Consider the following 20,940-nt stretch of genomic DNA (forward strand, 5'->3'; position numbering starts at 1 on the left):
CGCTGACTTCGCGTCATTGCTGCGAGCGCCGTCCGGCATCATCACCCGCAATTCCAGATCGGCCCGATCGGCGTGCGCGTCCAGCACGGGCCATAGCTGCCGCCGTTGTAGCGGCCGCCGTTGAAGCCGGGGCGACCGAAATAGTGCCACTCGCCGTCCCAGCGGTAATATTGCGGAACCGGATCGATGTACCAGTGCCGGCGGTCGTTGCGCGCGAGGCGCCGCATCGCGTCCTTCTGCTTGTAGAGCGGAATGCTGTTGCTCAGCGGCTGGCGATAGCCCGGCAGGAAGCCATAGCCTTTCCACACCGGCTTGGGACGCTTTTGCACGGGCTCGGCGGGCGCGACCGCGGGCAACAGAGATAGGATGATAGCAACGAATAGACACACAAGGCGGGACATGAATCAACGATAGACAGCCCGCTGCGGGAACGCCATTCAAATCCGGGTGCAGAGTGCGTGGCAAGGACACCCTAGCTGATCACGCCCTTCCGGATCAGGAAGCAGCCATAGCCCCTGCTGTCGCCGACCTGCACCACACCAAAGCCCGCCGCTGCCGCACGATAAAAATCCGGCCGCGACAGCTTGCCGGGAGCAATGGGGCCGCCGCTGGCGCGCGCGATCTCGGCCAGCACCGCGCGCTGCACGTCGGGCATGCGGTCGGGATCGTCGACCGGCGCCATCACGCGCACCGGATCGGGATCGAAATCGTCGAGCGGATAGACCGACATGATGGCCCGGACCGCCGTCTCCATCGTCATGCCCGGCAGCTGGAGCAGGCGCTGCGACGATGTCGAGCGGGCGATGTGCGTGGCGGGGGGGTTGGCGTCGACGACCACGAGGTCGTCGCCGTGGCCCATCGAGGCGAGCAGCCAGAGCAGGTCTGGGGTCAGGATCGGATCGATCGATTTCAGCATGTGACGGCGGTTCCTCCCAATCGATCGCTAACCATAGCAGGTTCCAAGCGTGATTCAGATCACGTCCGCGGCCGTGGTGACAGGGATCACGGTCCACGCGCTCGAACGCGGCCAAACTTCCTCGCAACCAATCTCGCATCGAGATCAGTGCCAGAGGAGCACGCCATGTTCCGCCTAAAGCCACTTCTGATGACGGCCAGCCTCGTGGGAAGCCTGTTCGGCTTCACCTGCGGGCCCGTTTCCGCGCAAGTTGCTCCGGTCCAGCCTGCCCCCACCGCGCTGCAAGGCCCGGAGCAGCGGGTGGCCCTGGTGATCGGCAATGCGAACTACCAGAATGCGCCGCAGCTTGCGAACCCCGACGACGATGCGCAATCGATGGCGCAATTCCTGAACTCCGCCGGCTTCGAAGTGGTCGCAGCGACCGATTTGACCCAGAACGACATGATCCGCGTCGTTCAGGACTTCTCCGCCAAGGTCGCTTCGCGCGGCCCGAACACGGTGGCGATGGTCTATTACGCCGGCCACGGCGTGCAGCTCGCCGGTGAGAACTATCTCGTCCCCGTCGATGCGAAGGTCTCTAGCCCCACCGAGCTCGTCAACAATTCGGTGCGCCTCGTCGACGTGATGTCGACGCTCGAGACGATCCCGAGCCGCATGCGCATCGTCATCCTCGATCCCTGCCGCAACAATCCGTTCCCGCAAGTCAACGACGCCGGCCGCGGCCTTGCCATCGTCGACGCGCCGAACGGCTCGATCGTCGGTTACTCGACCGCGCCGGGCGCCGAAGCGCTCGATGGCACGGGCGGCCACAGCCCGTACACGCAGGCCTTCCTGAACGTCGCGCGCGAGCCCAACGTGCCGATCGAGCAGCTGTTCAAGCGCGTCCGCCTGCAGGTGAACCAGACCACCAGCGGCGCGCAGATTCCGTGGGAGAGCTCCTCGCTGACCTCGGACTTCACCTTCTTCGGTGACACCGCGGTTGCCGCGAGCCGCGCGCCGATCAAAGCGCCGATGGCTGCCAACCTGCCGAGCCGCTCGACGCGCCAGGCCTATGACTACGTCGTGTCCGAGGGACGCCCGGAGTACTATCAGGAGTTCATCCAGATGTATCCGCATGACCCGCTGTGCGACCACGTCCGCTGGCTGCTCAACAACATCCTGCTGTCGCAGGCCTGGCACAAGGCGGTGCTGGTGAACTCGCCGCTCGGCTACAAGAGCTTCTATGACAGCTATGGCAACAGCCCCTATGCGCAAGTCGCGCTGAAGCTCGAGGCGCAGCCGAAGCAGATCCCCTTGATGCAGGCGACCAAGTTCCTGGCGCCGCAGAACGTCACCCCGACCTTGAAGATCGGCAATCTCGGCCAGCCCAAATACATGCCGCTGCAGCAGGGGAATGGTGGTTCGCAGATGGGCGGCAATCTGCCAGTCGTGCAGAAGCCGGTCGACGGCAATGCCATCGGCAAGCTCGGCAATGGCGGCCAGATCGTCAACCTGCCCTCGGGCAACAACACCCAGCCGAGCCAGCAGAACGGCACACCGCCGCAGACCCCCGGCAAGATCGTCACCCTGCCCGCGCCGACCAACACGACCAACAGCAATGGTGGAAGCGGCAAGATCGTGACCTTGCCTGTAACCAACACCGTGCCGAACGGCAGCAATGCCAACGGCAAGCCGGGCAAGATCGTGAGCATGCCGGTGAATGTCGGCAAGGGCGGCTCGACTGTCGACGTGAAGCCGGTTCAGACGCAGGACCACCCGATTCGCATCAACAACGGCAACACCGGCATCGTGAAGCTGAACAACAACCCGGTGAACAAGGTGCAGGTCCAAAACAACGTCCAGAACAACGTCCAGACCAATCGCCCCCAGCTCAACGCGATGCCAAACCGCATGGTCAACAGCAACAACAACTTCCGGCAGTCGATGAACCAGGCGCCGAGCATGGGCGGCGGCGGCAATCCCCGCGGCGGCTTCATGCACTAATCGCGGCGCGCAAAACGACAAAGGGGGCAGAGCGAAAACACTCTGCCCCTTCTTCATCCAAGCTCTTGAACTTGGTCATTCCGGGATGCGCCGAGAGGCGCAGGCCCGCAATCCACTGTGCAGCAGGGTTGATGGGAAATGGATTCCGGGTTCGCGCTCGCGCGCGCCCCGGCATGACGACTAAGCCACCAGCTCGGCGAACAGATCCGCATCGACATTGCCGCCGGAGAGCACGATGACGACGTTCTTGCCCGTGACGTCGAGGCGGCCGGCAAGCAGCGCGGCAAGGCCGACGGCGCCGCCCGGCTCGACCACGAGCTTCAGCTCGCGATAGGCGAAGGCGACCGCAGCGCCGACCTCGGCATCCGATGCCGTCACGCCGCGCGCCAAGAGCTTGCTGTTGATCGCAAACGTCATCTCGCCGGGGATCAGCGCCATCAGCGCATCGCAGATGGTGCGGCCGGCAGGCGGATGCGGCTCCCGATGACCTGCGCTCAGCGAGATGCCGTGATCGTCGAACGCCTCGGGCTCGGCCACGACGATCTCGGCTCGCGGATAGCGCGCCTTCACCGCGGTCGCGACGCCCGCGATCAAACCGCCGCCGGACGCGGGCGCCACCACGATATCGGGGGCGAGGCCGAGCCCCGCCATGTCTTCCGCGATCTCGCGGCCGGCAGTGCCCTGCCCTGCGATCACGAAGGGATCGTCATAAGGTCTGACCAGCGTCGCGCCGCGCTTCTCGGCGATGCCGCGCGAGATCGCCTCGCGGTCGTCCTTGTCGCGATCATAGAGCACGACCTCGGCGCCGTAGGATTTGGTGCGCTCGCGCTTCGACAGCGGCGCATCCGCGGGCATCACGATGGTCGCCTGCATGTCGAGGATTTTTGCCGCCGCCGCCACGCCCTGGGCGTGGTTGCCGGAGGAGAACGCGACGACGCCGCCAGCGCGCTTGTCCTGCGGGATCGAAAACACCTTGTTGAAGGCGCCGCGGAACTTGAAGGAGCCGGTGCGCTGGAGCATCTCCGGTTTCAAGAACACCTTTGCGCCGACGCGCTCGTTGAGCACGGGAAAGGACAACAGCGGGGTGCGGATGGCGTAGGGCGCGATCACGCGCGCTGCGGCATCGATGTCGGCGGGGCCGATCGGGAGGAGCTGTTCGGTCATGGCGGAATGTTATCGCGGCCGAGGAGGCCCGGGCAAGACACCTCCACGCGAGGGATTTGCTCCGCTCAGGCGACCCGGCGGGGCTGTTCCGCGCGGTTTCGGCCGGGCAGCACCGCGCCGACCGCCAAAATGCCGTCGATGAAGACCCTCGCCGAGGCCTCCCAGGTGTAGTTGGCAGCGAACGTGACACAGTCCTGCCGGGAGATCCCGAGCGCCGCGAAGCAGGCGTTGCGCAGATCGTGATCGAGCGCGCCGACCGGCGCATCGCCGATCACGTCGCGGGGTCCCTTCACCGGGAAGGCTGCCACCGGCAGGCCGCTCGCGAGCGCTTCCAGGAGAACGAGCCCGAAGGTATCGGTCTTGCTGGGGAACACGAAGACATCGGCTGCGGCATAGATGTCCGCCAATTCCTCGCCGTGCTTCTCGCCGAGGAAGATCGCATCGGGATAGGCCTCTTCGAGCGAAGCCCGCGCGGGGCCGTCGCCGACCACAACCTTGGTGCCGGGCAGATCGAGATCGAGGAAGGCTTCGAGATTCTTCTCCACCGCAACGCGGCCGACCGACAGGAACACCGGCGCCGGCAGGCAGAGATCGACCGCGCGGGGGTGGAACAATCCGGTATCGACACCGCGCGGCCACAGCACGACATTGTCGAACCCGCGCTCGGTCAGCTCGCGGGCCAGCGCCGGCGTTGCCGCCATCACGGCGCGGCTTGGGGCATGGAAGCGGCGCAGCGCCCGCCAGATCAGCGAGCCCGGGACCGGCACGCGGGCGCGGACATATTCGGGGAAGCGGGTGTGGAAGCTGGTCGTGAAGGGCAGCCTGCGCTGGCGGCAATAGCGGCGGACCATCAGGCCGATCGGCCCTTCGGTCGCAATGTGGATGCTGTCCGGGCGTGCCTCCTCGATTAGCCTCGCGATTCGCGCCGGGCGCGGCATGGCGAGCCGCACGTCGCGATAGCTCGGCATCGCGAAGGTGCGGAACGATTGCGGCGTCAGGAATGTGAACTCGACGCCAGCACCTTCAACGCCAAGCCCTTTGGCGGCATCAGCCAGCTTGGTCAGCGTCCGAACCACACCGTTGACTTGCGGGTGCCAGGCGTCGGTCGCGACCAGGATGCGCATCAGGCGGCCACTGTCATGCAGCTCTGGCTGCAACCTGCGGGACGGCTTCCGGCTTCTGCAAATGATCCGCCCAGGTGATGATCTCGAAATGGCCGTCGTCGTGCTCGACGAGGGCGGTGCAGCTCTCGACCCAGTCGCCGCAATTCATGTAGCGAATGCCATTCTCGTCGCGGATCACGGCGTAGTGGATGTGGCCGCAGATCACGCCGTCGGCCTCGTGGCGACGCGCCTCGGCGGCGAGCGCCTGCTCGAACGCGCCGATATAGTTGACGGCGTTCTTGACCTTCTGCTTGGCCCATTGCGACAGCGACCAATAGGGCACCTTGAACAAGCGGCGGAAGAAGTTGACGAGGCGATTCATCTGGATCGCGAAGTCGTAGGCCTTGTCGCCGAGATGGGCGAGCCAGCGCGCGTTCTGCACCACGAGATCGAAGATGTCGCCGTGGATGACGAGATAGCGCTTGCCGTCGACGCCGGTGTGGACGGTGTTCTCGACCACGTCGATGCCGCCGAAATGCGTGCCGTAATAGTTGCGCAGGAACTCGTCGTGATTGCCGGGGATGTAGATGATCTTGGCGCCTTTGCGCGCCTTGCGCAGTAGCTTCTGCACGAGATCGTTGTGGGATTGCGGCCAGTGCCAGCTCGATTTCAGCGCCCAGCCGTCGACGATGTCGCCGACCAGATAGATGGTGTCGGCATCATGGTAGCGCAGGAAGTCGAGCAGAAGATCGGCTTGAGAACCGCGGGCTCCGAGATGAACGTCGGAGATGAACAACGTGCGAAAGCGCCGCTCCGGGCTCTCGTCACTCACATCGTAACTTCCCATGCGCCAGCCTGTAACAATGTCCCGTGACAGGGGGATGACCGATTGAACCCTCGAGGCGCCCTCAGATACGAATCACGCCTTGCCTCGCCCTCCCCGCGAATATCAGCCGCATGCGACAATCAGGCGACATGGCGCCGCAGGAGGCGCAAAGACAGATTGGCTTTGCACTCCCCACAAGCGGGAGAAGTGAACGAGCCGCGCGTCAGTAGAACCTGTGGAAATGATGGATCGGGCCGTGACCGTGGCCGACGCTGAAGCGGTCGGCGGCGGCGATCGCCGCGCTGATCCAGGCCTTGGCGTTGCGCACGGCGCTTGCCAGATCCTCGCCCCTGGCCACCCCCGCCGCGACCGCCGAGGACAGCGAGCAGCCGGTGCCGTGGGTGTTGCGGGTGGCGATGCGGGGTGCTGACAGCGCGATCGTGTGGTCGGCAGCGACGAGATAATCGGTGCTCTCGGCGCCCTCGCCGTGCCCGCCCTTGATCAGGACCGCACGGCAGCCCAGCGCCAGCAGGCGGCGCCCCTGGCTTTCGATCTCCGCCTCGCTCGCCGCGACCGGCTCGTCGAGCAGCGCCGCGGCCTCCGGCAGGTTCGGCGTGATCACCGAGGCCAGCGGCATCAGCCTGGTGCGCAGGGCATCGACGGCCTCGGATGCGAGCAGGCGATCGCCTGAGGTCGCCACCATCACGGGATCGAGCACGACATGCCCCGGCGACCAGCGCGACAGCGCGGCTGCGATCGCATCGATGCTGGCGGCCTGGGCCACCATGCCGATCTTCACCGCGCCAATATCGAGATCGGAAAACACCGCATCGACCTGCGCGGTGACGAATTCGGCCGGCACGGCATGGATGCCGGTGACGCCGCGCGTGTTCTGCGCCGTCAAGGCCGTGATGACGGAGGCGCCGTAGACGCCGAGCGCCGCGAACGTCTTCAGGTCGGCCTGGATGCCGGCGCCGCCGCTCGAGTCGGAGCCGGCGATGGTGAGTGCGACCGGGGTCGTCATCGCCGGACAGATTTGCAGGATACAGGTACCACCATGGCCTGTCCTAGCGCGCCCGAGGAGCACCGGCAAGCGCGCCGGGCCGGCGGCCGGCCATGATTCGCGATCGGTGGCGCGCACTACGAATCACGGCCGAGCCTCGCCACCGCAATTGTGCGGGCTTGAAAATGCAACTGCGCCGGGCCCTTGGTATAGTCTCGAACTGCTTCGCCGAAGCGCGAGACCTCCAGGTGTGGAGCTGTCTGGCGATACCGACGTCCCGGGCCGCCCCGGCCCGCGAGCCGCCTGGAATGGAATCTTGGGGTGGAACGATGTGGGCCTTTTTTGAACGTCTCCTCGACTCGTCCATGCTTTCGCCGCACGGCATCTGCCTGCTGTGGGAACCCGAGCTGATCTGGCTTCATGTCGTCGCCGACGCCTGCATCGCGGCCGCCTATTTCTCGATCCCCTTCGCGCTTGCGATTCTGGTCACCAAGCGGCGCGACCTCAAATTCGGCTGGGTCTACTGGGCCTTCGCGATCTTCATCATGGCGTGCGGTTTGACCCATGTGCTGTCGATCTACACGCTCTGGGTCCCGATCTACGGCATCGAGGGCATCGTCAAGGCGGCGACCGCGGTGGCGTCCGTGGTCACGGCCGGCGCGCTCTGGCCGCTGCTGCCGAAGATCCTGACGATTCCCTCGCCGTTCGAGCTGCGCCAGGTCAAGGCCGCGCTCGAGGAGGAGGAAATCAAGAGCCGGGACGCTACGCTGCTGCTCCGGCAGGTCAGCGACGCACAGCGTGCGATGCGCGAGAGCGTGACGCGCCTCACCGCGATCGTCGAGACCGCGGTCGACGGCGTCATTCTGTTCGATGCGCAGGACCGCATCCTGCTGTTCAATCCGGCCTGCGAGCGCCTGTTCGGCTATGCCGCCGACGAGGTGATGGGCCGGAACGTCAGGATGCTAATGCCCGAGACGGGCGCTGGGCCCGACGGCCAGCCGAGGCACTTCGCGACTGCGGGCGAGGCCACCGGCCTGCGCAAGGACGGATCGAGCTTTGCGATGGACGTATCGGTCGGCCAGGCCCGGCAGGACGGCGAATCGATCTTCGTCGGCATCGTCCACGACCTGACCACGCGCAAGCTGACCGAGCAGCAGCTCCAGCAGGCGCAGAAGATGGAGACGGTCGGTCAGCTCTCCGGCGGCATCGCTCACGACTTCAACAATCTGCTCACCGTCATCATCGGCAACGCCGAGCATCTGAGCGAGCAGCTCAAGGCCAGGCCCGACCTGCGACGCTTTGCCGACGACATCGCCCAGTCGGGCGAGCGGGGTGCCGAGCTGACGCAGCGCCTGCTCGCATTCAGCCGCCGGCAGCTGCTGCAGCCGCAGACGATTGATTGCCGGGGCCTGCTCGAGTCCATGTTCAAGCTGCTCAAGCGCACCTTGCGCGAAAACATCGAGATCACGACGGCCTCGGGGCCCGGCACGATCCTGGCCTTCGCAGACCGCGCCCAGCTCGAATCCGCCGTGCTGAACCTGGCGCTCAACGCACAGGATGCCATGCCGGCCGGAGGTCACCTGACCCTGAGCACGGAGCTGGTGACGCTCGACGACCACTATCGCGCCGTTCACCCCGAAGTCGCCTCCGGCGGCTACGCGTTGATCTCGATCACCGACGACGGCGAAGGCATGACGCCGGAGGTCACACAGCGCGCCTTGGAGCCGTTCTTCACCACCAAGGAGGTCGGCAAGGGCTCGGGTCTCGGCCTCAGCATGGTCTATGGCTTTGCCAAGCAATCAGGCGGCCACGTCTCGATCTACAGCGAGCCAGGCCTCGGGACCACGGTCCGGATCTACCTGCCGCGCGCGGACGCGGGGCAGTCACAGGCCGACCTGTCCGACGGCGAGGAGGCGGCGCCGCGCGGGTATGAGACGATCCTGATCGCCGAGGACGATCCCTTCGTCCGCTCCTCCGTCATTCGCCGGGTCGAGGCGCTCGGATATCGCGTCGTCGCCGCGGTCAACGGCAAGGAGGCCTTGCAGCAGCTGCGCGCCGATCCCGGCATCGACATGCTGTTTACCGACATCGTGATGCCGGGCGGCATGAGCGGCTGGGAGCTCGCCGACCAGGCGCGGCGGATTCGCCCCTCGCTGCCGGTCCTGTTCACCTCGGGCTATGCCCTGGAGACCCTGGTCGAGCAGGGCCGCGCGCATTCCCAGGCGATCGTGCTGACCAAGCCCTATCGCAAGGTCGAGCTCGCCCAGCGGCTCAGAGACGCACTCGCCGCGGCGGTCGTGGCCTCCTGAATCCCGGCAAGCGTGCTTGCTAAATCGTGCCGGTTTTGGCCTATTGGCCGCCAGATACGCTTTCGGAGTCCCGCGATGGTCCCTTTTTTCGTCCAGATCAAATGCAAGCTCGGCCAGTCCTACACGGTCGCCAATGCGCTTGCCGAAGCCGAGATCGCTTCCGAGATCTACTCCACGGCCGGCCAATACGACCTCCTCGTGAAGTTCTACGTCGACAAGGACACCGACATCGGCCATTTCGTCAACGAAAAGGTGCAGGTGCTGCCGGGCATCCAGGACACCCTCACCATCATCACCTTCAAGGCGTTTGGCACCGGCTAGACCCGCAACCCCTGAGGTCTGGCTGGCTTGGACCGGTGTCAGCCGAGAAGATCACCTCTCCCGAAGGGAGAGGTCGGAGCGCATCGAAGATGCGATCCGGGTGAGGGGTTAAGGTCTCACTGGAAGCTGCGGCCCCTAACGTCGTGACTTAGCTGTCCTGCTTGCGCTTGGGCCGCGGCGGACCGTCCACCGGCGGCAGCGATTTGAGGTAGTCCGCCATCGCCGCGATATCCTCGTCGGACAATTGCGAGGTGTTCTTGATCACGCGCGTCATCGCGCCGCCGACGCTGTCGCCGTCGGGCAATTCGCCGTTCTTGAGGAAATAGGCGAAATCCTTCGTGCTCCACTCGCCGAGGCGCTTCTGGGTGATGTTGGGCACCCAGCCCTCGCCTTCCGGATTGGGCCCGCCGGCAAAACGCTGGCTGGAGATGATGCCGCCCAGCGCGTTGCGCGGGCTGTGGCATTCAGCGCAATGACCAAAGCTGTTGACGAGATAGGCGCCGCGATTGAATTGCGGTGACTTGCTGCCGTCGGCAATCAGCGGCTTGTCGTCCAAAAACAGGAATTTCCAGATGCCGACATTACGCCGGATGTCGAAGGGAAAGCGCATATCGTGGTCGCGCACCTTGCCGGTGACGGGCGGCAGCGTCTTCAGATAAGCGAAGAGATCGAGCACGTCCTCGCGCCTGGCGCGTCGATAGGACGTATAGGGGAAGGCGGGAAAATAATGCTGCCCGGCAGGCGAAACGCCGTGCATCACCGCGTTGACGAAGTCGGTCTCCGTCCATTTGCCGAGGCCGTCGTTCGGATCGGGCGAGATGTTCGGCGCGTAGAACGTCCCGAACGGCGACTTGATCGCGACACCGCCGCCGAGCCGGACACGATCGGGCTGGTCGGGCGTGGTGTGGCAGGAGGCGCAGCCGCCGGCGTTGAATATCGCCTCGCCATTGGCAAGGTTTGCCACGTGGGCGGGCGCACCGCCCGCGGCCGCCACGACCGGCGCGCTGAGCCACCAATAGACGCCCGCGGCAAGGACCGCGGCGAGCAGGCCTGCGAGAATTGTTCGTTGCAACATGCGTATCCGTTCACTCGTCACGGCGAACTTATGACCGATGTCGTCGCGGCTCCAACCACGAAGAATTTAGCCCGCCCTGGCCGGCGACGGGAATAAACTGAAATACCGGCTGTTGGAAGGTTGACAGCCCAAACGGGTTCAGCAGGGAGAATGTCATGAACAAGACCGTCTTTGCCGTGTTAGCACTCGGTGCCGTGACCTTTGCCGGCCCGGCCTGCGCCGAAAAGCTCAAGGCAACGCTCGATGCCAAGTCCGAGGTGCCGGCGACAAGCAGCAGCGCCACCGGAACCGCCGATCTGAACTATGATGCGGCCAGCAAGAAGCTGTCCTGGACCGTTACTTATTCCGGGCTCTCCGGCCCCGCCACTGCCGCGCATTTCCACGGGCCTGCCGAGGCCGGCAAGAACGCCGGCGTGGCGGTGGCGATCCCGAATGCGACCACAAGCCCGGTCAAGGGCGAAGCAACGCTGACGGACGCGCAGGCCGCCGATCTGCTCGGCGGCAAGTACTACATCAACATCCACACCGCGGCCAATCCCGGCGGCGAGATCCGCGGTCAGGTGACGAAGTAAGCCGCAACGCTGCTTCGTTGCGCAAAGGCCGGGCGCAGGAGGGGCGTCCGGCCTTTTCGATTCCAACCGCGCTCAGGCCGCGTTCAGGGCCTGCGCGAGATCGGCGATCAGGTCGGACGGATTCTCGATACCGATCGAGAGCCGGATCGTGGAATCAAGCACGCCGATTTTCTGGCGGATGTCGGCGGGGACGCCGGAATGGGTCATGGTTGCGGGCAGGCTCGCGAGCGACTCGGTGCCGCCGAGACTCACCGCCAGCTTCAGGATCTGCAGCGCGTTGAGGAATTTGACCGCCGCTGCCTTGCCGCCCACGATGTCGAAGGAGAATGTGGAGCCGGCACCCAGGCACTGCCTCGCGAACACGCGCCCCGAGGGCGATGCCTCCTCGTGATGACCGAGGTAATGGACCTTGGCGACCTTGGGGTGATCGCGCAGGAAATCAGCGACGAGGCGCGCATTGCCATTGGCCTTTTCCATGCGCAGGCTCAGCGTCTCGAGCGAGCGGTTGATCATCCAGCAGGAATGCGGATCGAGCTGGGTGCCGATGGCGCCGCGCAGCGCCTTGATGCCCTTCATGACCACCTTCGCGCCGAGTGCGGCACCCGCGATCAGGTCGGAATGGCCGCCGACATATTTCGTCAGCGAATATAGCGAAATATCCGCACCATGCTCGATCGGCCGCTGAAACACCGGCCCGAGCAGCGTGTTGTCGCACGCGATGATCGGCGTGTGTCCCTGGGCCTTGCCGATGGAATCGGCGATGCGGCGGATCATGGCGACGTCGACCAGGCCGTTGGTCGGGTTGGCCGGCGTCTCGATCAGGATCATCGAAACGCGCCCCTTGCGCATCGCCTCTTCCGCGGCCTGCCTGACCGCCGTCTCGTCGATGCCGTCGGGGAAGCCGACGGCGCCGATCGACAGACGCGCCAGCGTGTTGGTCAGCAGCGTTTCGGTCCCGCCATAGAGCGGCTGGGAGTGCAGGATGACGTCGCCAGGGCGGACGAAAGCCAGGATCGTGGTCGAGATCGCAGCCATGCCGGACGAGAACAGCGCGCAGCTCTCGGTGCGCTCGTAGACCGCGAGCCTGTCCTCGACGATCTCGCTGTTCGGGTGGTTGAAGCGCGAATAGACCAGGCCCGCGCCCATGCCTTCCGGCGGCTCGCGCCGGCCGGCGACATAGTCGAAGAAGTCCTGCCCGTCCTCGGCGGTCTTGAACACGAAGGTGGAGGTCAGGAACACCGGCGGCTTGATCGCGCCTTCCGACAGCTGCGGATCATAGCCGTAGGTCAGCATCAGCGTCTCGGGATGCAGCATGTGGTTGCCGATGTGGGTCTTCGACGGAAACGGTTTTGCCATGGCCTGTCTCGCTGTCTTGATTCAGGTGCTCGCCGTGCGTTGGAACTCCTGACGTCATGAGGCAGTCGGGAAAAAGATGCGCCGACTCGCATCAACGCCACGGCCGTTGCTGCGAAGATAACTGCTCGGAAGACGATCCGTCAGACCTTGCGAACAGAAAAAGGGCGGCTGCTTTCGCAACCGCCCTTTCTTGATCCCAGTAGCCCGGATGAAGCCTCAGCCGTTCTTCACGCGATAGGTCTCATGGCAGCCGCCGCATTCCTTGCCGATGGCGGGCATGTTCGCCTTCAGCGAATCCAGGTCCTTGATCTTGCCCTTGGCCTCGCCGACGACCTTGGCGAAGCTTGCGATCCTGGCGTCGAAGCCGGCCTTGTCCTCCCAGACCTTCGGCGAGGTCGAGTAGTCGCCGTCGAGCTTCACACCCTTGGCGCTGGCCGGAAACAGGTTCGGCAGCTTCTTGGCGGTATCGCCGAACTGCGCCAGCGCACTGTCCACTGTGGCCTGGTCGTAGGGCTTCTCGCCCTTGACCATCGCCGACATCGCACCAGCGTTCTTGCCGTTGCCCTTCATGAGGGTCTGCACTTCCTTGACGGAGTCCTGTTGCGCCCAGACCGCGCCCATCCCGAGCAGCAGCGCGCCCCCAACAATCAACACTCGCTTCATTCGCAAAATCCCTTTCCCTGATGCTAGGATCGTGCCGACCCCTCCATGGGCCAACACCGATTGGCAGATTTCATTCCATCCGGAGCACGACGATAAAACGTCGCACTCCGGATATGTGGTCGAGCCCGTATAGGGGCGATCGCGTTTGCTGGGCTTACAGGCTGTGGCGGCGGTGATGCTCGCTGATCGCGATCCACACCCGCTCCGGCGTTGCCGGCATGTCGATGTGGTCGATCTTGTATTCGCGCCAGAGCGCGTCGACGATGGCGTTGACGACGGCGGGACAGGAGCCGATCGCGCCGGCCTCGCCCGCTCCCTTCACGCCCATCGGATTGGTCTTGCAGGGGACGTTGTTGGTCTCGAACACGAAGGCGGGACCATCAGCCGCCCGTGGCAGCGCATAGTCCATGAAGGTCGCGGTGATGAGCTGGCCGTCGCTCGGCCCATAGACCACCTGCTCCATCAGGGCTTGACCGATGCCCTGCATGGCGCCGCCATGCACCTGGCCGGCCAGCAGCAGCGGATTGAGCGTCTTGCCGAAATCATCGACGATCACGTAGTTGACGATCTTGATGATGCCGGTGGCCGGATCGATCTCGACCTCCGCGACATGGGTGCCGTTGGGATAGGTGCCGTCGGCGCTGGCGAAGGTCGCGCTGCCGTTCAGCTTCGAGGGATCGGCGCCGGGCCGCTTGGCGAGATCGGCGAAGGAAATCGAGCGGTCGGTGCCGGCAATGCGGATCACGCCGTTGGTGATCTCGAGATCGCCAGCGCTGGCTTCCAGCGCCTGCGCGGCGAACTCCTTCAGCTTCTTGCCGAGATCGCCCGCAGCGCGCTCCACGCAGACCCCGCCGGTGGGGATCGAGGCCGAGCCGCCGGTGCCGAGACCTGTGGCGATCTCGTCGGTGTCGCCCTGACGGACGTGCACGCGCTCCGGCGCCACGCCGAATTGTTCTGCGACAATCTGCGCATAGGCGGTCTGGTGGCCCTGCCCGCTGGATTGCGTGCCGATCAGCACGGTGACGTCGCCATTGGGATCGAGGCGGACATTGGCCGTCTCCTCACCCATCACGCCGCAAATCTCGACATAGCTCGCAAGACCGATGCCGCGGATCAGGCCGTTCTTCTTGGCAAGCTTCGCGCGCTTGGGAAACTCCTTCCACTCGGCGATCTCCATCGCGCGCTTCAGATGTGCGGCGAAATCGCCGGAATCATAGACCTTGCCCGTGGCGGTCTTGTAGGGCAGCGCCTTCGGCGGAATGAAATTCTTGCGGCGGATGGCGTCCGGCGTCATGCCGAGCTTTCGCGCGCAGGCATCGACCAGGCGCTCGATGACATAGGCGGCCTCGGGACGGCCCGCGCCGCGATAGGCGTCGACCGGCACGCTATGGGTGAAGATGGTGCGCACCCGGCAGTGGAAGGCCTGGATGTCGTAGAGGCCCGGCAGCATGCCGGCCCCGCCATGGGGAATGTAGGGTCCGAAGGTCGACAGATACGCGCCCATGTCACCCATCAGGTCGCAATCCATCGCCAGGAACTTGCCATCCTCGGCGAGTGCCATCTTCGCCGTCGTGACGTTGTCGCGGCCCTGCGCGTCACCCATGAAATGCTCGGTGCGGTCCGCCGCCCACTTCACCGGTTTCTTCAATTGCCGCGCCGCGACAGCCATCAGCGCGTATTCCCGGTACGGAAACAGCTTCGTGCCAAACCCGCCGCCGACATCGGGGCAGATCACCCGCATCTTGTCGGTGGGGATGTTGAGCACGTTCTGGCACAGGATGTCGCGCAGGCGATGGCTGCCCTGGCTGCCGATCGTCAGCGTCAGATGGTCGCGCTTAGCGTCGTATTCGCACACCGCCGCACGCGTCTCCATGAAGCTTGCGACCACGCGCGGATTGACGATCGAGATCTCGGCGACCGCATGCGCCTTTGCGAAGGCAGCCTCCGTCGCGGCCTTGTCGCCGATCGAGACGTCGAACAGGACGTTGCCCGGCTTGTCCGGCCAGACCTGCGGCGCGCCCTTCTTGACGGCGTTGACGACGCCGGTCACCGCCGGCAGCGGCGACCATTTGACATCGATCGCCTCGATCGCGTCGCGGGCCTGGTCGATGGTCTCGGCGACGACAAAGGCAACGGCATCGCCGACATGACGCACCTCGTCCTTGGCCAGGATCGGGTACGGCGGGCCGGTGAAGGGATCGGTCTCGAGGTTGAACAGGCAGGGCAGATTGCCGAGATCCCCAATGTCGTCGGCGGTCAGGATCAGCGCGACGCCGGCCAAGCCGCGCGCGCGGCTCACGTCGATGGTGTATTTGGCATGCGCATGCGGCGAGCGCAGCATCAGGCAGCGCAGCGCAGCCTGCGGTGCGTAATCGTCGGTATAGCGACCCTTGCCGCGGATGAGCGCGTCATCTTCCTTGCGCAGCACGCTTTGGCCAACGCCGAACTTGATGGGAGCCGCCATTTTGTCTTCCCGTTCTCATGGTTGTTTTGCGGGCCATATTGCCGTGGAAAAACTGGCAAGGCAAACGGGTTTAGGAGGGCCGTTCCCTATCGGGGCCGATGATGCGAAGCCACCCTCGACAGTTCTGGCGCGACCAGGCCGGACCGCCGTGCGGAACGGCGTCAGTGGCTGAATTTCCTGACCATAAAGTATTTGTCGTACGTGGCCTCCCCGATGCGGACCGCGGCGGGATCGGTACCGTAGATTTCAAAGCCGTTGCGCCTGTAGGTCCTGATCGCAGCCGTTGCTTCGACCAGGACGGCAAGGTGCACCTGTTCGACGCAAGCCTCGGCATGGGCAAGAAGCTCCTTGATGAGTCGATCTCCGACGCCTCGACCTCGGCCATCCTCCCGCACGTAAACCGTGAAGATGTGGCCCCTGTGCTGCGATCGCTTGTCCGGCGAGACATAGAAGCCTGCTACACCGATCAGATGGCCACGCCCAAAGGCGCCAAGCACAGTTCCACTCAGCCAATGGCGATAGGCCGCCATCATCGCCTCACCGCCCTCGTCCTCTTCAGGAGAACTGAAGGTTTGAGGATGCGTCCGAAGCGCCTGCGCGCGAATGTCGCGAAAGAGATCGAGATCATCGATCGTCAATCGTCGGACCTCCAGGTCCGCCTGAGCAGCCGCAGCATGCGACGTCATGATCGCCTCCTCTCCTTTGCAGCAGCGAAGACCGGCAGGGATTGGTGGCAGGTTACATCCCGCCGCGGCCCCACAGAGTCCTCGCATTGTCTCTCAACCTCTCGATGGCACGTTCAGGTGTGAGGCAGTCGATCTCGCCGCGCGTCAGGCCGATATCCATTAGCTCCCTGTCGCTGAGGTCGTGCAAGGAGGCCCGTGCGTGCGGCTGCCACGCCTGAAACACTCGCCAGCATCGCTTGAGCAGGCTCAAGACGGTGGAAAGGTCGAGGCGAAGTCGCGCGGCATCACGCCCCGTCGCGGCTGTGATGTTCGTCTGTTGGGGTGGCATCGGATGCTCCTGCTGTTGAGCCGGCAGGGAGCGTGGCCAAAGAAAAGGCCCCGTCCGGTGCCGGCGGGGCCTGGTGGAAAAGATGTCGTCGTCGAATTTCTAGCGCACGACTCCTTCCACGGCCCAGCCGAAGCGGGTCATGTGGTTGAAGTTGATTTTGCGCGAGGATTTGATCATGCGGCGTGAGTACCACGGCAATCGCGCAAAATCAAGAGATGTGCAGATGTTGGTTGCAGCCTGGAGGCGAACGCCGCGCTCGCTAGCCGCGCACCAGCGAGACCAGCCAGTTGCGGCCGAACAGGGTGAGGATCGCGAGCGCATAGACGATGGCGCCACCGACCGCGAGCAGGACCAGCATCAACTCATCGTGGAAATGCATCGAGGCGAGAGATGGAGCGCCGAAGTGCGCGATCAGCCAGAACGCGGCGGCGAGGATGAGGCCAGTCAGCACGAATTTGCCGAGCGACATCAGCCAGGCGCGGTCCAGCACGAGAAAGCCGCGCCGCACGGCGAAGAACAGCACCAGCAGGAGATTGGTCCAGACGCCGACGGCGGTGGCCAGCGCGAGGCCGATCTGCGCGAGCGACCCCATCAAGGCGACCTTCAGCGCGACGTTGACCGCAATGCCGGTCAGCGACGCCCGCACCGGCGTCGCGGTGTCCTTGCGCGCGTAGAAGGTCGCGACAGCGCTGCGGATCAGCACGAAGGGGATAAAGCCGATGGCATAGGCGGCGAGCGTGCCGCCGGCCGCGACCGCATCGGCCTTCGAGAAGGCGCCGCGGGCGAACAGCGCGCGCATGATCTCGTCGGGCACGGTGAGGAAGGCCGCCACGAACGGAATCGAGAACAGCAGCGTGAAATCGAAGGCGCGGTGCTGCGCGTTCATCGCGCCGTCATGATCGTTGGCCGTGATCCGCCGCGACATTTCCGGCAGCAACACCGTGCCGATGGCGATGCCGATGACGCCGATCGGAAGCTGGTTGAGACGATCGGCGTAGTAGAGCGCCGACAGCGCGCCCGCAGGCAGGAAGGTCGCGATGATGGTGTCGGCGAACAGCGCGACCTGCGTCCCCATCGAGCCCAGCGTCGCCGGACCCAGCGCCTTGAAGAAGCTGCGAACGTCCTCGTCGAGCTTAAGCGGCGCAAAGCGCGGCAAGCCGCCATGGCGGGCGAGATCGCCGGCAAGCAGGAAATATTGCAGGAAGCCCGAGATCAGCACGCCCCAGGCCGCGGCGTGGCCCGCGGTCGGAAACCAGACGGCAACCGCCAGCGTCATCATCATCGCGACGTTGAGAAAGATCGAGGCGGCCGCGGCGCTGGCAAAGCGCTGCATGACGTTGAGCATGCCGCCATAGAGCGTCACCAGCGTGATCAGCAGCAGATAGGGAAAGGTGATCCGGGTCAGCTCGATCGCGAGCTTGCGCTGCTCGGCATCCTCACTGAAGCCCGGCGCCAAAATGCTCATGGCCTGCGGCATGAACAGCCAGGCGACGACCAGCAGCAGAACCTGCGAGGCCAGCAGCAGCGTGAAGATGCGGTCGGCGAACAGGTGCGCCGCCCCCTCCCCCTTCTCGCCATGGACATGGGCATAGGCCGGCACCCAGGCGGCATTGAAGGCGCCCTCGGCGAAGATCGCACGGAAATGATTGGGCAGCCGCAGCGCCACGAAAAAGGCGTCAGCCACCGGGCCGGCGCCGAGGATCGCCGCGAGCATGATGTCGCGGGCAAACCCCGTCAGCCGCGACAGCAGTGTGTAACCACCAACCGTGAAGATGCGTCCGAGCATGCGTCTGTTCTAGAGACTTATCGGACGGAGGTCGATTGCATCTTGCGATGCGCATTACTGCGCCCTTTCCCCGTGCGGGAGAGGGCAGAAATCAGGCCGCGAGCGCGCCGCGGACGGCGGCGATGATTCGCTCCTGGTCGGCTTCAGTCAGATAGGCGTGCATCGGCAGGCTGATGACGTCCTGCGACAGGCTCTCGCAGACCGGCAGGCCCCCCTCCGCGACCGGATAATGCTTGTAGGCGGTCTGCTGATGCATCGACTTGCCGTAATAGATCGCGGTCGGCACGCCCTGGGCCTTCAGAGCGGCGGCGAAGCCGTCGCGGTCGGTGCCTTTGGGCAGGCGGATCGTGTACTGCGCCCAGACCGAGGTGTTGCCGGGCGCGAGGCGCGGCACGGTGACGACGTTCGACAGGCCGCCCGCGTAGCGCTCCGCAACCCTGTTGCGGGCGGCAATCTCGTCGTCAAAGATCTTCAGCTTCTCGATCAGGACCGCCGCCTGCATGGTGTCGAGCCGGCCGGTGAGGCCGAGGCGGACGTTGTCGTATTTGTCGACGCCCTGCCCGTGCACGCGGATGCTGCGCAAGGTGGCGGCGAGCTCGTCGTCATCGGTGAAGATCGCGCCGCCATCGCCGAAGCAGCCGAGCGGCTTTGCCGGGAAGAAGCTGGTCGCGGTGGCGTGCCCGAAGGTGCCGAGCTTACGACCCTTGTAGCTCGCGCCGAAGCCTTGCGCGGCGTCATCGAGCACGAACAGGCCCTCGGCGCTGGCGATCTCGGCGATGGCATCGTGATCGGCGGGCTGGCCGAACAAATCGACCGGAATCACCGCGACCGGCTTGAGGCCGGCCTTGCGCGCGGTCGCGATGCCGCGCTTGAGCGATTCCGGGCTCATGTTGAAGGTGGCCTCGTCGACGTCGACGTAAACCGGTGTCGCGCCCGTCCGCGCCACCGGGGAAGCGGTCGCGATGAAGGTGAAGGACGGACACAGCACGGCATCGCCGGGCCCGACTTTCTTCGCCATCATCACCATCAGGATCGCGTCGGTGCCGCTGGCGCAGCCGATGACGTGCTTGGCGCCGCTGTAGGCCGCGAGCTGCTTCTCGAGCTCGAACACCTCGGGGCCGTTGACGAACTGGCAATGGTCCAGCACGCGCTTGACGGCCTCATCGAGCGAGGCGCCGAGCCGGCGGCGCTGCGAGGCGACGTCGATGAAGGGAATGGGTTCGGAACGCAGATGCTGGTTCATAGCCGGGTTCTCGGCGCCTTGCTGGTTTTGAGCGGTCGACATGGAAAGGAATCAGCCGGCGACGCGGCGCGGCCCCTTGCGGGCAGGCGACGTCGCCGCGGGCCGTGACGGCGTCTCGAGGCACTGGGTCGCGATCTCGAGGCTGGCGACGCCTTCGTCGCCGGTGACCGCCGGCGTCTCGCCGTTGCGCACCGCCTTGAGGAACGCGATCAGCTCGGCGCGGAGCGGCTCGTCATGCCCGACCGGCAAATGCCGCATCGAATAGCTGCCATCCGGCTTGAAGCCGAAACATTCGGTGACCTGGCGCGTGAGCAGATCGCCCATCACGTATTTGTCGCGGGTCGCCACCGTGACGCTGCGCGCCTTGAACGGCGTCAGCCAGTTGGTGTTGATGTGGGCGAGCACGCCGCTCTCGGTGCGGAACTGGAGCAGCGCGATGTCCTCGCGCTCGGCGACCGCGCTCGACAGCTGCGGTTGCACCTCGACGATGTCGGATTCGGTGAACCAGCGGATCAGATCGATGTCGTGCACGGCGAGATCGATGACCACGCCGACATTGGACATGCGCGGCGGAAACGGGCCGACGCGGGTGATGGCGATGGAGAGGATGTCCTCGCCCGCGATCGCCTGCTTGACCGCGGCGACCGCCGGATTGAAGCGCTCGACATGGCCGACCATCAGCGTCACGCCAGCCTTATGCGCGGCGGCGACGATCTCGCGGCCCTCTTCGACCGTGGATGCGATCGGCTTCTCGACCAGCACGTGGATGTTCTTGGCGATGCAGGCGAGCGCGACCTCGTGATGCAGGTGGGTCGGCGCTGCGATGGTGACGGCGTCGACGCCGGCGGCGAACAGCTGGTCGAGCGTCTCGAAGCTCGGGCAATTGGCGAGCTCGGTGGCGCGGGTGCGGTGCGCCGGCGAAGGGTCGACGACGCCGACCAGGCTGACCCCCGGCAGACCGCTCAGCACACGCGCATGGTTGCTGCCCATCACGCCGGCACCAATGACGCCGACGCGCAAGCCGGCCTTTGCCGGTGCAGATCCCTTTGAACTCATCTGAGCAAACCCCGATTCAACCCAAATCCCCGGCGCGCTTCTAGCACGGAGGCCACATTTGTGGCGAATGGCGCGCTAGCGGGCCG

At 65.2% G+C, this 20,940-nt stretch carries 19 protein-coding genes; 4 read left to right on the top strand and 15 right to left on the bottom strand.

The window, feature by feature from the left end:
• Positions 1-41: 41 nt before the first annotated feature.
• Entirely contained in the window at positions 42-401 is a 360-nt protein-coding gene (locus X268_RS21605) for a hypothetical protein (protein ID WP_128926784.1), read from the bottom strand.
• 71 nt (positions 402-472) lie between these two features.
• Positions 473-916: an RbsD/FucU family protein gene (locus X268_RS21610; protein ID WP_128926785.1), complete on the bottom strand. Its 444-nt coding sequence runs from the start codon at positions 914-916 to the stop codon at positions 473-475.
• A 165-nt stretch (positions 917-1,081) separates the two neighbouring features.
• Between X268_RS21610 and X268_RS21615 the strand changes: the two genes are divergently transcribed.
• A complete protein-coding gene (locus X268_RS21615; RefSeq protein WP_164937853.1) occupies positions 1,082-2,899 on the top strand; it encodes a caspase family protein in 1,818 nt (605 codons plus the stop codon).
• Between the two features lie 180 nt (positions 2,900-3,079).
• Here X268_RS21615 and X268_RS21620 read toward each other — a convergent pair whose 3' ends face one another.
• From X268_RS21620 to thiD, 4 genes are all read right to left on the bottom strand, one after another.
• Positions 3,080-4,063 carry a threonine/serine dehydratase family protein gene (locus X268_RS21620; RefSeq protein WP_128926787.1) on the bottom strand — a complete coding sequence of 328 codons (984 nt, stop codon included), beginning with the start codon at positions 4,061-4,063 and terminating at the stop codon, positions 3,080-3,082.
• Between the two features lie 65 nt (positions 4,064-4,128).
• A complete protein-coding gene (locus X268_RS21625) occupies positions 4,129-5,187 on the bottom strand; it encodes a glycosyltransferase family 4 protein (protein WP_128926788.1) in 1,059 nt (352 codons plus the stop codon).
• 13 nt (positions 5,188-5,200) lie between these two features.
• Positions 5,201-6,013 (bottom strand): UDP-2,3-diacylglucosamine diphosphatase, encoded by an 813-nt coding sequence (locus tag X268_RS21630; protein ID WP_128926789.1) that lies wholly within the window; start codon positions 6,011-6,013, stop codon positions 5,201-5,203.
• A 202-nt stretch (positions 6,014-6,215) separates the two neighbouring features.
• The gene (gene thiD, locus X268_RS21635) at positions 6,216-7,016 is read right to left on the bottom strand and encodes a bifunctional hydroxymethylpyrimidine kinase/phosphomethylpyrimidine kinase (RefSeq protein WP_128926790.1); all 801 of its coding nucleotides are present in this window, start codon (positions 7,014-7,016) and stop codon (positions 6,216-6,218) included.
• Positions 7,017-7,360: 344 nt separating this feature from the next.
• Here thiD and X268_RS21640 point away from each other — a divergent pair, with 344 nt between their 5' ends.
• Positions 7,361-9,304 carry a PAS domain S-box protein gene (locus X268_RS21640; RefSeq protein ID WP_245477591.1) on the top strand — a complete coding sequence of 648 codons (1,944 nt, stop codon included), beginning with the start codon at positions 7,361-7,363 and terminating at the stop codon, positions 9,302-9,304.
• Positions 9,305-9,379: 75 nt separating this feature from the next.
• On the top strand, positions 9,380-9,625 hold the full coding sequence (locus X268_RS21645) for an Lrp/AsnC ligand binding domain-containing protein (RefSeq protein ID WP_018642903.1): 246 nt from the start codon (positions 9,380-9,382) through the stop codon (positions 9,623-9,625).
• 148 nt (positions 9,626-9,773) lie between these two features.
• Here X268_RS21645 and X268_RS21650 read toward each other — a convergent pair whose 3' ends face one another.
• Positions 9,774-10,700, bottom strand: a complete 927-nt coding sequence (locus X268_RS21650) for a c-type cytochrome (protein ID WP_128926792.1) — start codon at positions 10,698-10,700, stop codon at positions 9,774-9,776.
• A gap of 155 nt (positions 10,701-10,855) precedes the next feature.
• Between X268_RS21650 and X268_RS21655 the strand changes: the two genes are divergently transcribed.
• Complete coding sequence (locus X268_RS21655; RefSeq protein WP_128926793.1) at positions 10,856-11,272, top strand: CHRD domain-containing protein; 417 nt, start codon at positions 10,856-10,858, stop codon at positions 11,270-11,272.
• Positions 11,273-11,344: 72 nt separating this feature from the next.
• Here X268_RS21655 and X268_RS21660 read toward each other — a convergent pair whose 3' ends face one another.
• From X268_RS21660 to X268_RS21695, 8 genes are all read right to left on the bottom strand, one after another.
• Positions 11,345-12,628 (bottom strand): cystathionine gamma-synthase family protein, encoded by a 1,284-nt coding sequence (locus X268_RS21660; RefSeq protein ID WP_128926794.1) that lies wholly within the window; start codon positions 12,626-12,628, stop codon positions 11,345-11,347.
• Positions 12,629-12,844: 216 nt separating this feature from the next.
• Positions 12,845-13,291, bottom strand: a complete 447-nt coding sequence (locus X268_RS21665) for a c-type cytochrome (protein ID WP_128926795.1) — start codon at positions 13,289-13,291, stop codon at positions 12,845-12,847.
• Between the two features lie 154 nt (positions 13,292-13,445).
• Positions 13,446-15,755 carry a xanthine dehydrogenase family protein molybdopterin-binding subunit gene (locus X268_RS21670; protein WP_128926796.1) on the bottom strand — a complete coding sequence of 770 codons (2,310 nt, stop codon included), beginning with the start codon at positions 15,753-15,755 and terminating at the stop codon, positions 13,446-13,448.
• A gap of 161 nt (positions 15,756-15,916) precedes the next feature.
• On the bottom strand, positions 15,917-16,441 hold the full coding sequence (locus X268_RS21675; protein WP_164937854.1) for a GNAT family N-acetyltransferase: 525 nt from the start codon (positions 16,439-16,441) through the stop codon (positions 15,917-15,919).
• Positions 16,442-16,493: 52 nt separating this feature from the next.
• Positions 16,494-16,769 (bottom strand): YjiS-like domain-containing protein, encoded by a 276-nt coding sequence (locus tag X268_RS21680; protein WP_128926798.1) that lies wholly within the window; start codon positions 16,767-16,769, stop codon positions 16,494-16,496.
• A gap of 259 nt (positions 16,770-17,028) precedes the next feature.
• Positions 17,029-18,555 carry a murein biosynthesis integral membrane protein MurJ gene (gene murJ, locus X268_RS21685; protein WP_128926799.1) on the bottom strand — a complete coding sequence of 509 codons (1,527 nt, stop codon included), beginning with the start codon at positions 18,553-18,555 and terminating at the stop codon, positions 17,029-17,031.
• Positions 18,556-18,646: 91 nt separating this feature from the next.
• Entirely contained in the window at positions 18,647-19,798 is a 1,152-nt protein-coding gene (locus X268_RS21690) for a DegT/DnrJ/EryC1/StrS family aminotransferase (protein ID WP_164938170.1), read from the bottom strand.
• 51 nt (positions 19,799-19,849) lie between these two features.
• Entirely contained in the window at positions 19,850-20,854 is a 1,005-nt protein-coding gene (locus X268_RS21695) for a Gfo/Idh/MocA family protein (protein ID WP_128926801.1), read from the bottom strand.
• Between the last annotated feature and the right edge of the window lie 86 nt (positions 20,855-20,940).

Origin of the sequence: Bradyrhizobium guangxiense (assembly GCF_004114915.1) — a bacterium.
Classification (GTDB): domain Bacteria; phylum Pseudomonadota; class Alphaproteobacteria; order Rhizobiales; family Xanthobacteraceae; genus Bradyrhizobium; species Bradyrhizobium guangxiense.

What these genes read in the sequence shown, in the direction of transcription:
- X268_RS21650 (WP_128926792.1), bottom strand. Translation starts at nt 10,700, where the DNA reads ATGTTGCAACGAACAATTCTCGCAGGCCTGCTCGCCGCGGTCCTTGCC.
- X268_RS21640 (WP_245477591.1), top strand. Translation starts at nt 7,361, where the DNA reads ATGCTTTCGCCGCACGGCATCTGCCTGCTGTGGGAACCCGAGCTGATC.
- X268_RS21610 (WP_128926785.1), bottom strand. Translation starts at nt 916, where the DNA reads ATGCTGAAATCGATCGATCCGATCCTGACCCCAGACCTGCTCTGGCTG.
- X268_RS21655 (WP_128926793.1), top strand. Translation starts at nt 10,856, where the DNA reads ATGAACAAGACCGTCTTTGCCGTGTTAGCACTCGGTGCCGTGACCTTT.
- X268_RS21645 (WP_018642903.1), top strand. Translation starts at nt 9,380, where the DNA reads ATGGTCCCTTTTTTCGTCCAGATCAAATGCAAGCTCGGCCAGTCCTAC.
- X268_RS21615 (WP_164937853.1), top strand. Translation starts at nt 1,082, where the DNA reads ATGTTCCGCCTAAAGCCACTTCTGATGACGGCCAGCCTCGTGGGAAGC.
- X268_RS21695 (WP_128926801.1), bottom strand. Translation starts at nt 20,854, where the DNA reads ATGAGTTCAAAGGGATCTGCACCGGCAAAGGCCGGCTTGCGCGTCGGC.
- X268_RS21680 (WP_128926798.1), bottom strand. Translation starts at nt 16,769, where the DNA reads ATGCCACCCCAACAGACGAACATCACAGCCGCGACGGGGCGTGATGCC.
- X268_RS21670 (WP_128926796.1), bottom strand. Translation starts at nt 15,755, where the DNA reads ATGGCGGCTCCCATCAAGTTCGGCGTTGGCCAAAGCGTGCTGCGCAAG.
- X268_RS21630 (WP_128926789.1), bottom strand. Translation starts at nt 6,013, where the DNA reads ATGGGAAGTTACGATGTGAGTGACGAGAGCCCGGAGCGGCGCTTTCGC.
- murJ (WP_128926799.1), bottom strand. Translation starts at nt 18,555, where the DNA reads ATGCTCGGACGCATCTTCACGGTTGGTGGTTACACACTGCTGTCGCGG.
- X268_RS21690 (WP_164938170.1), bottom strand. Translation starts at nt 19,798, where the DNA reads ATGAACCAGCATCTGCGTTCCGAACCCATTCCCTTCATCGACGTCGCC.
- X268_RS21665 (WP_128926795.1), bottom strand. Translation starts at nt 13,291, where the DNA reads ATGAAGCGAGTGTTGATTGTTGGGGGCGCGCTGCTGCTCGGGATGGGC.
- X268_RS21675 (WP_164937854.1), bottom strand. Translation starts at nt 16,441, where the DNA reads ATGACGTCGCATGCTGCGGCTGCTCAGGCGGACCTGGAGGTCCGACGA.
- X268_RS21605 (WP_128926784.1), bottom strand. Translation starts at nt 401, where the DNA reads ATGTCCCGCCTTGTGTGTCTATTCGTTGCTATCATCCTATCTCTGTTG.
- X268_RS21625 (WP_128926788.1), bottom strand. Translation starts at nt 5,187, where the DNA reads ATGCGCATCCTGGTCGCGACCGACGCCTGGCACCCGCAAGTCAACGGT.
- thiD (WP_128926790.1), bottom strand. Translation starts at nt 7,016, where the DNA reads ATGACGACCCCGGTCGCACTCACCATCGCCGGCTCCGACTCGAGCGGC.
- X268_RS21620 (WP_128926787.1), bottom strand. Translation starts at nt 4,063, where the DNA reads ATGACCGAACAGCTCCTCCCGATCGGCCCCGCCGACATCGATGCCGCA.
- X268_RS21660 (WP_128926794.1), bottom strand. Translation starts at nt 12,628, where the DNA reads ATGGCAAAACCGTTTCCGTCGAAGACCCACATCGGCAACCACATGCTG.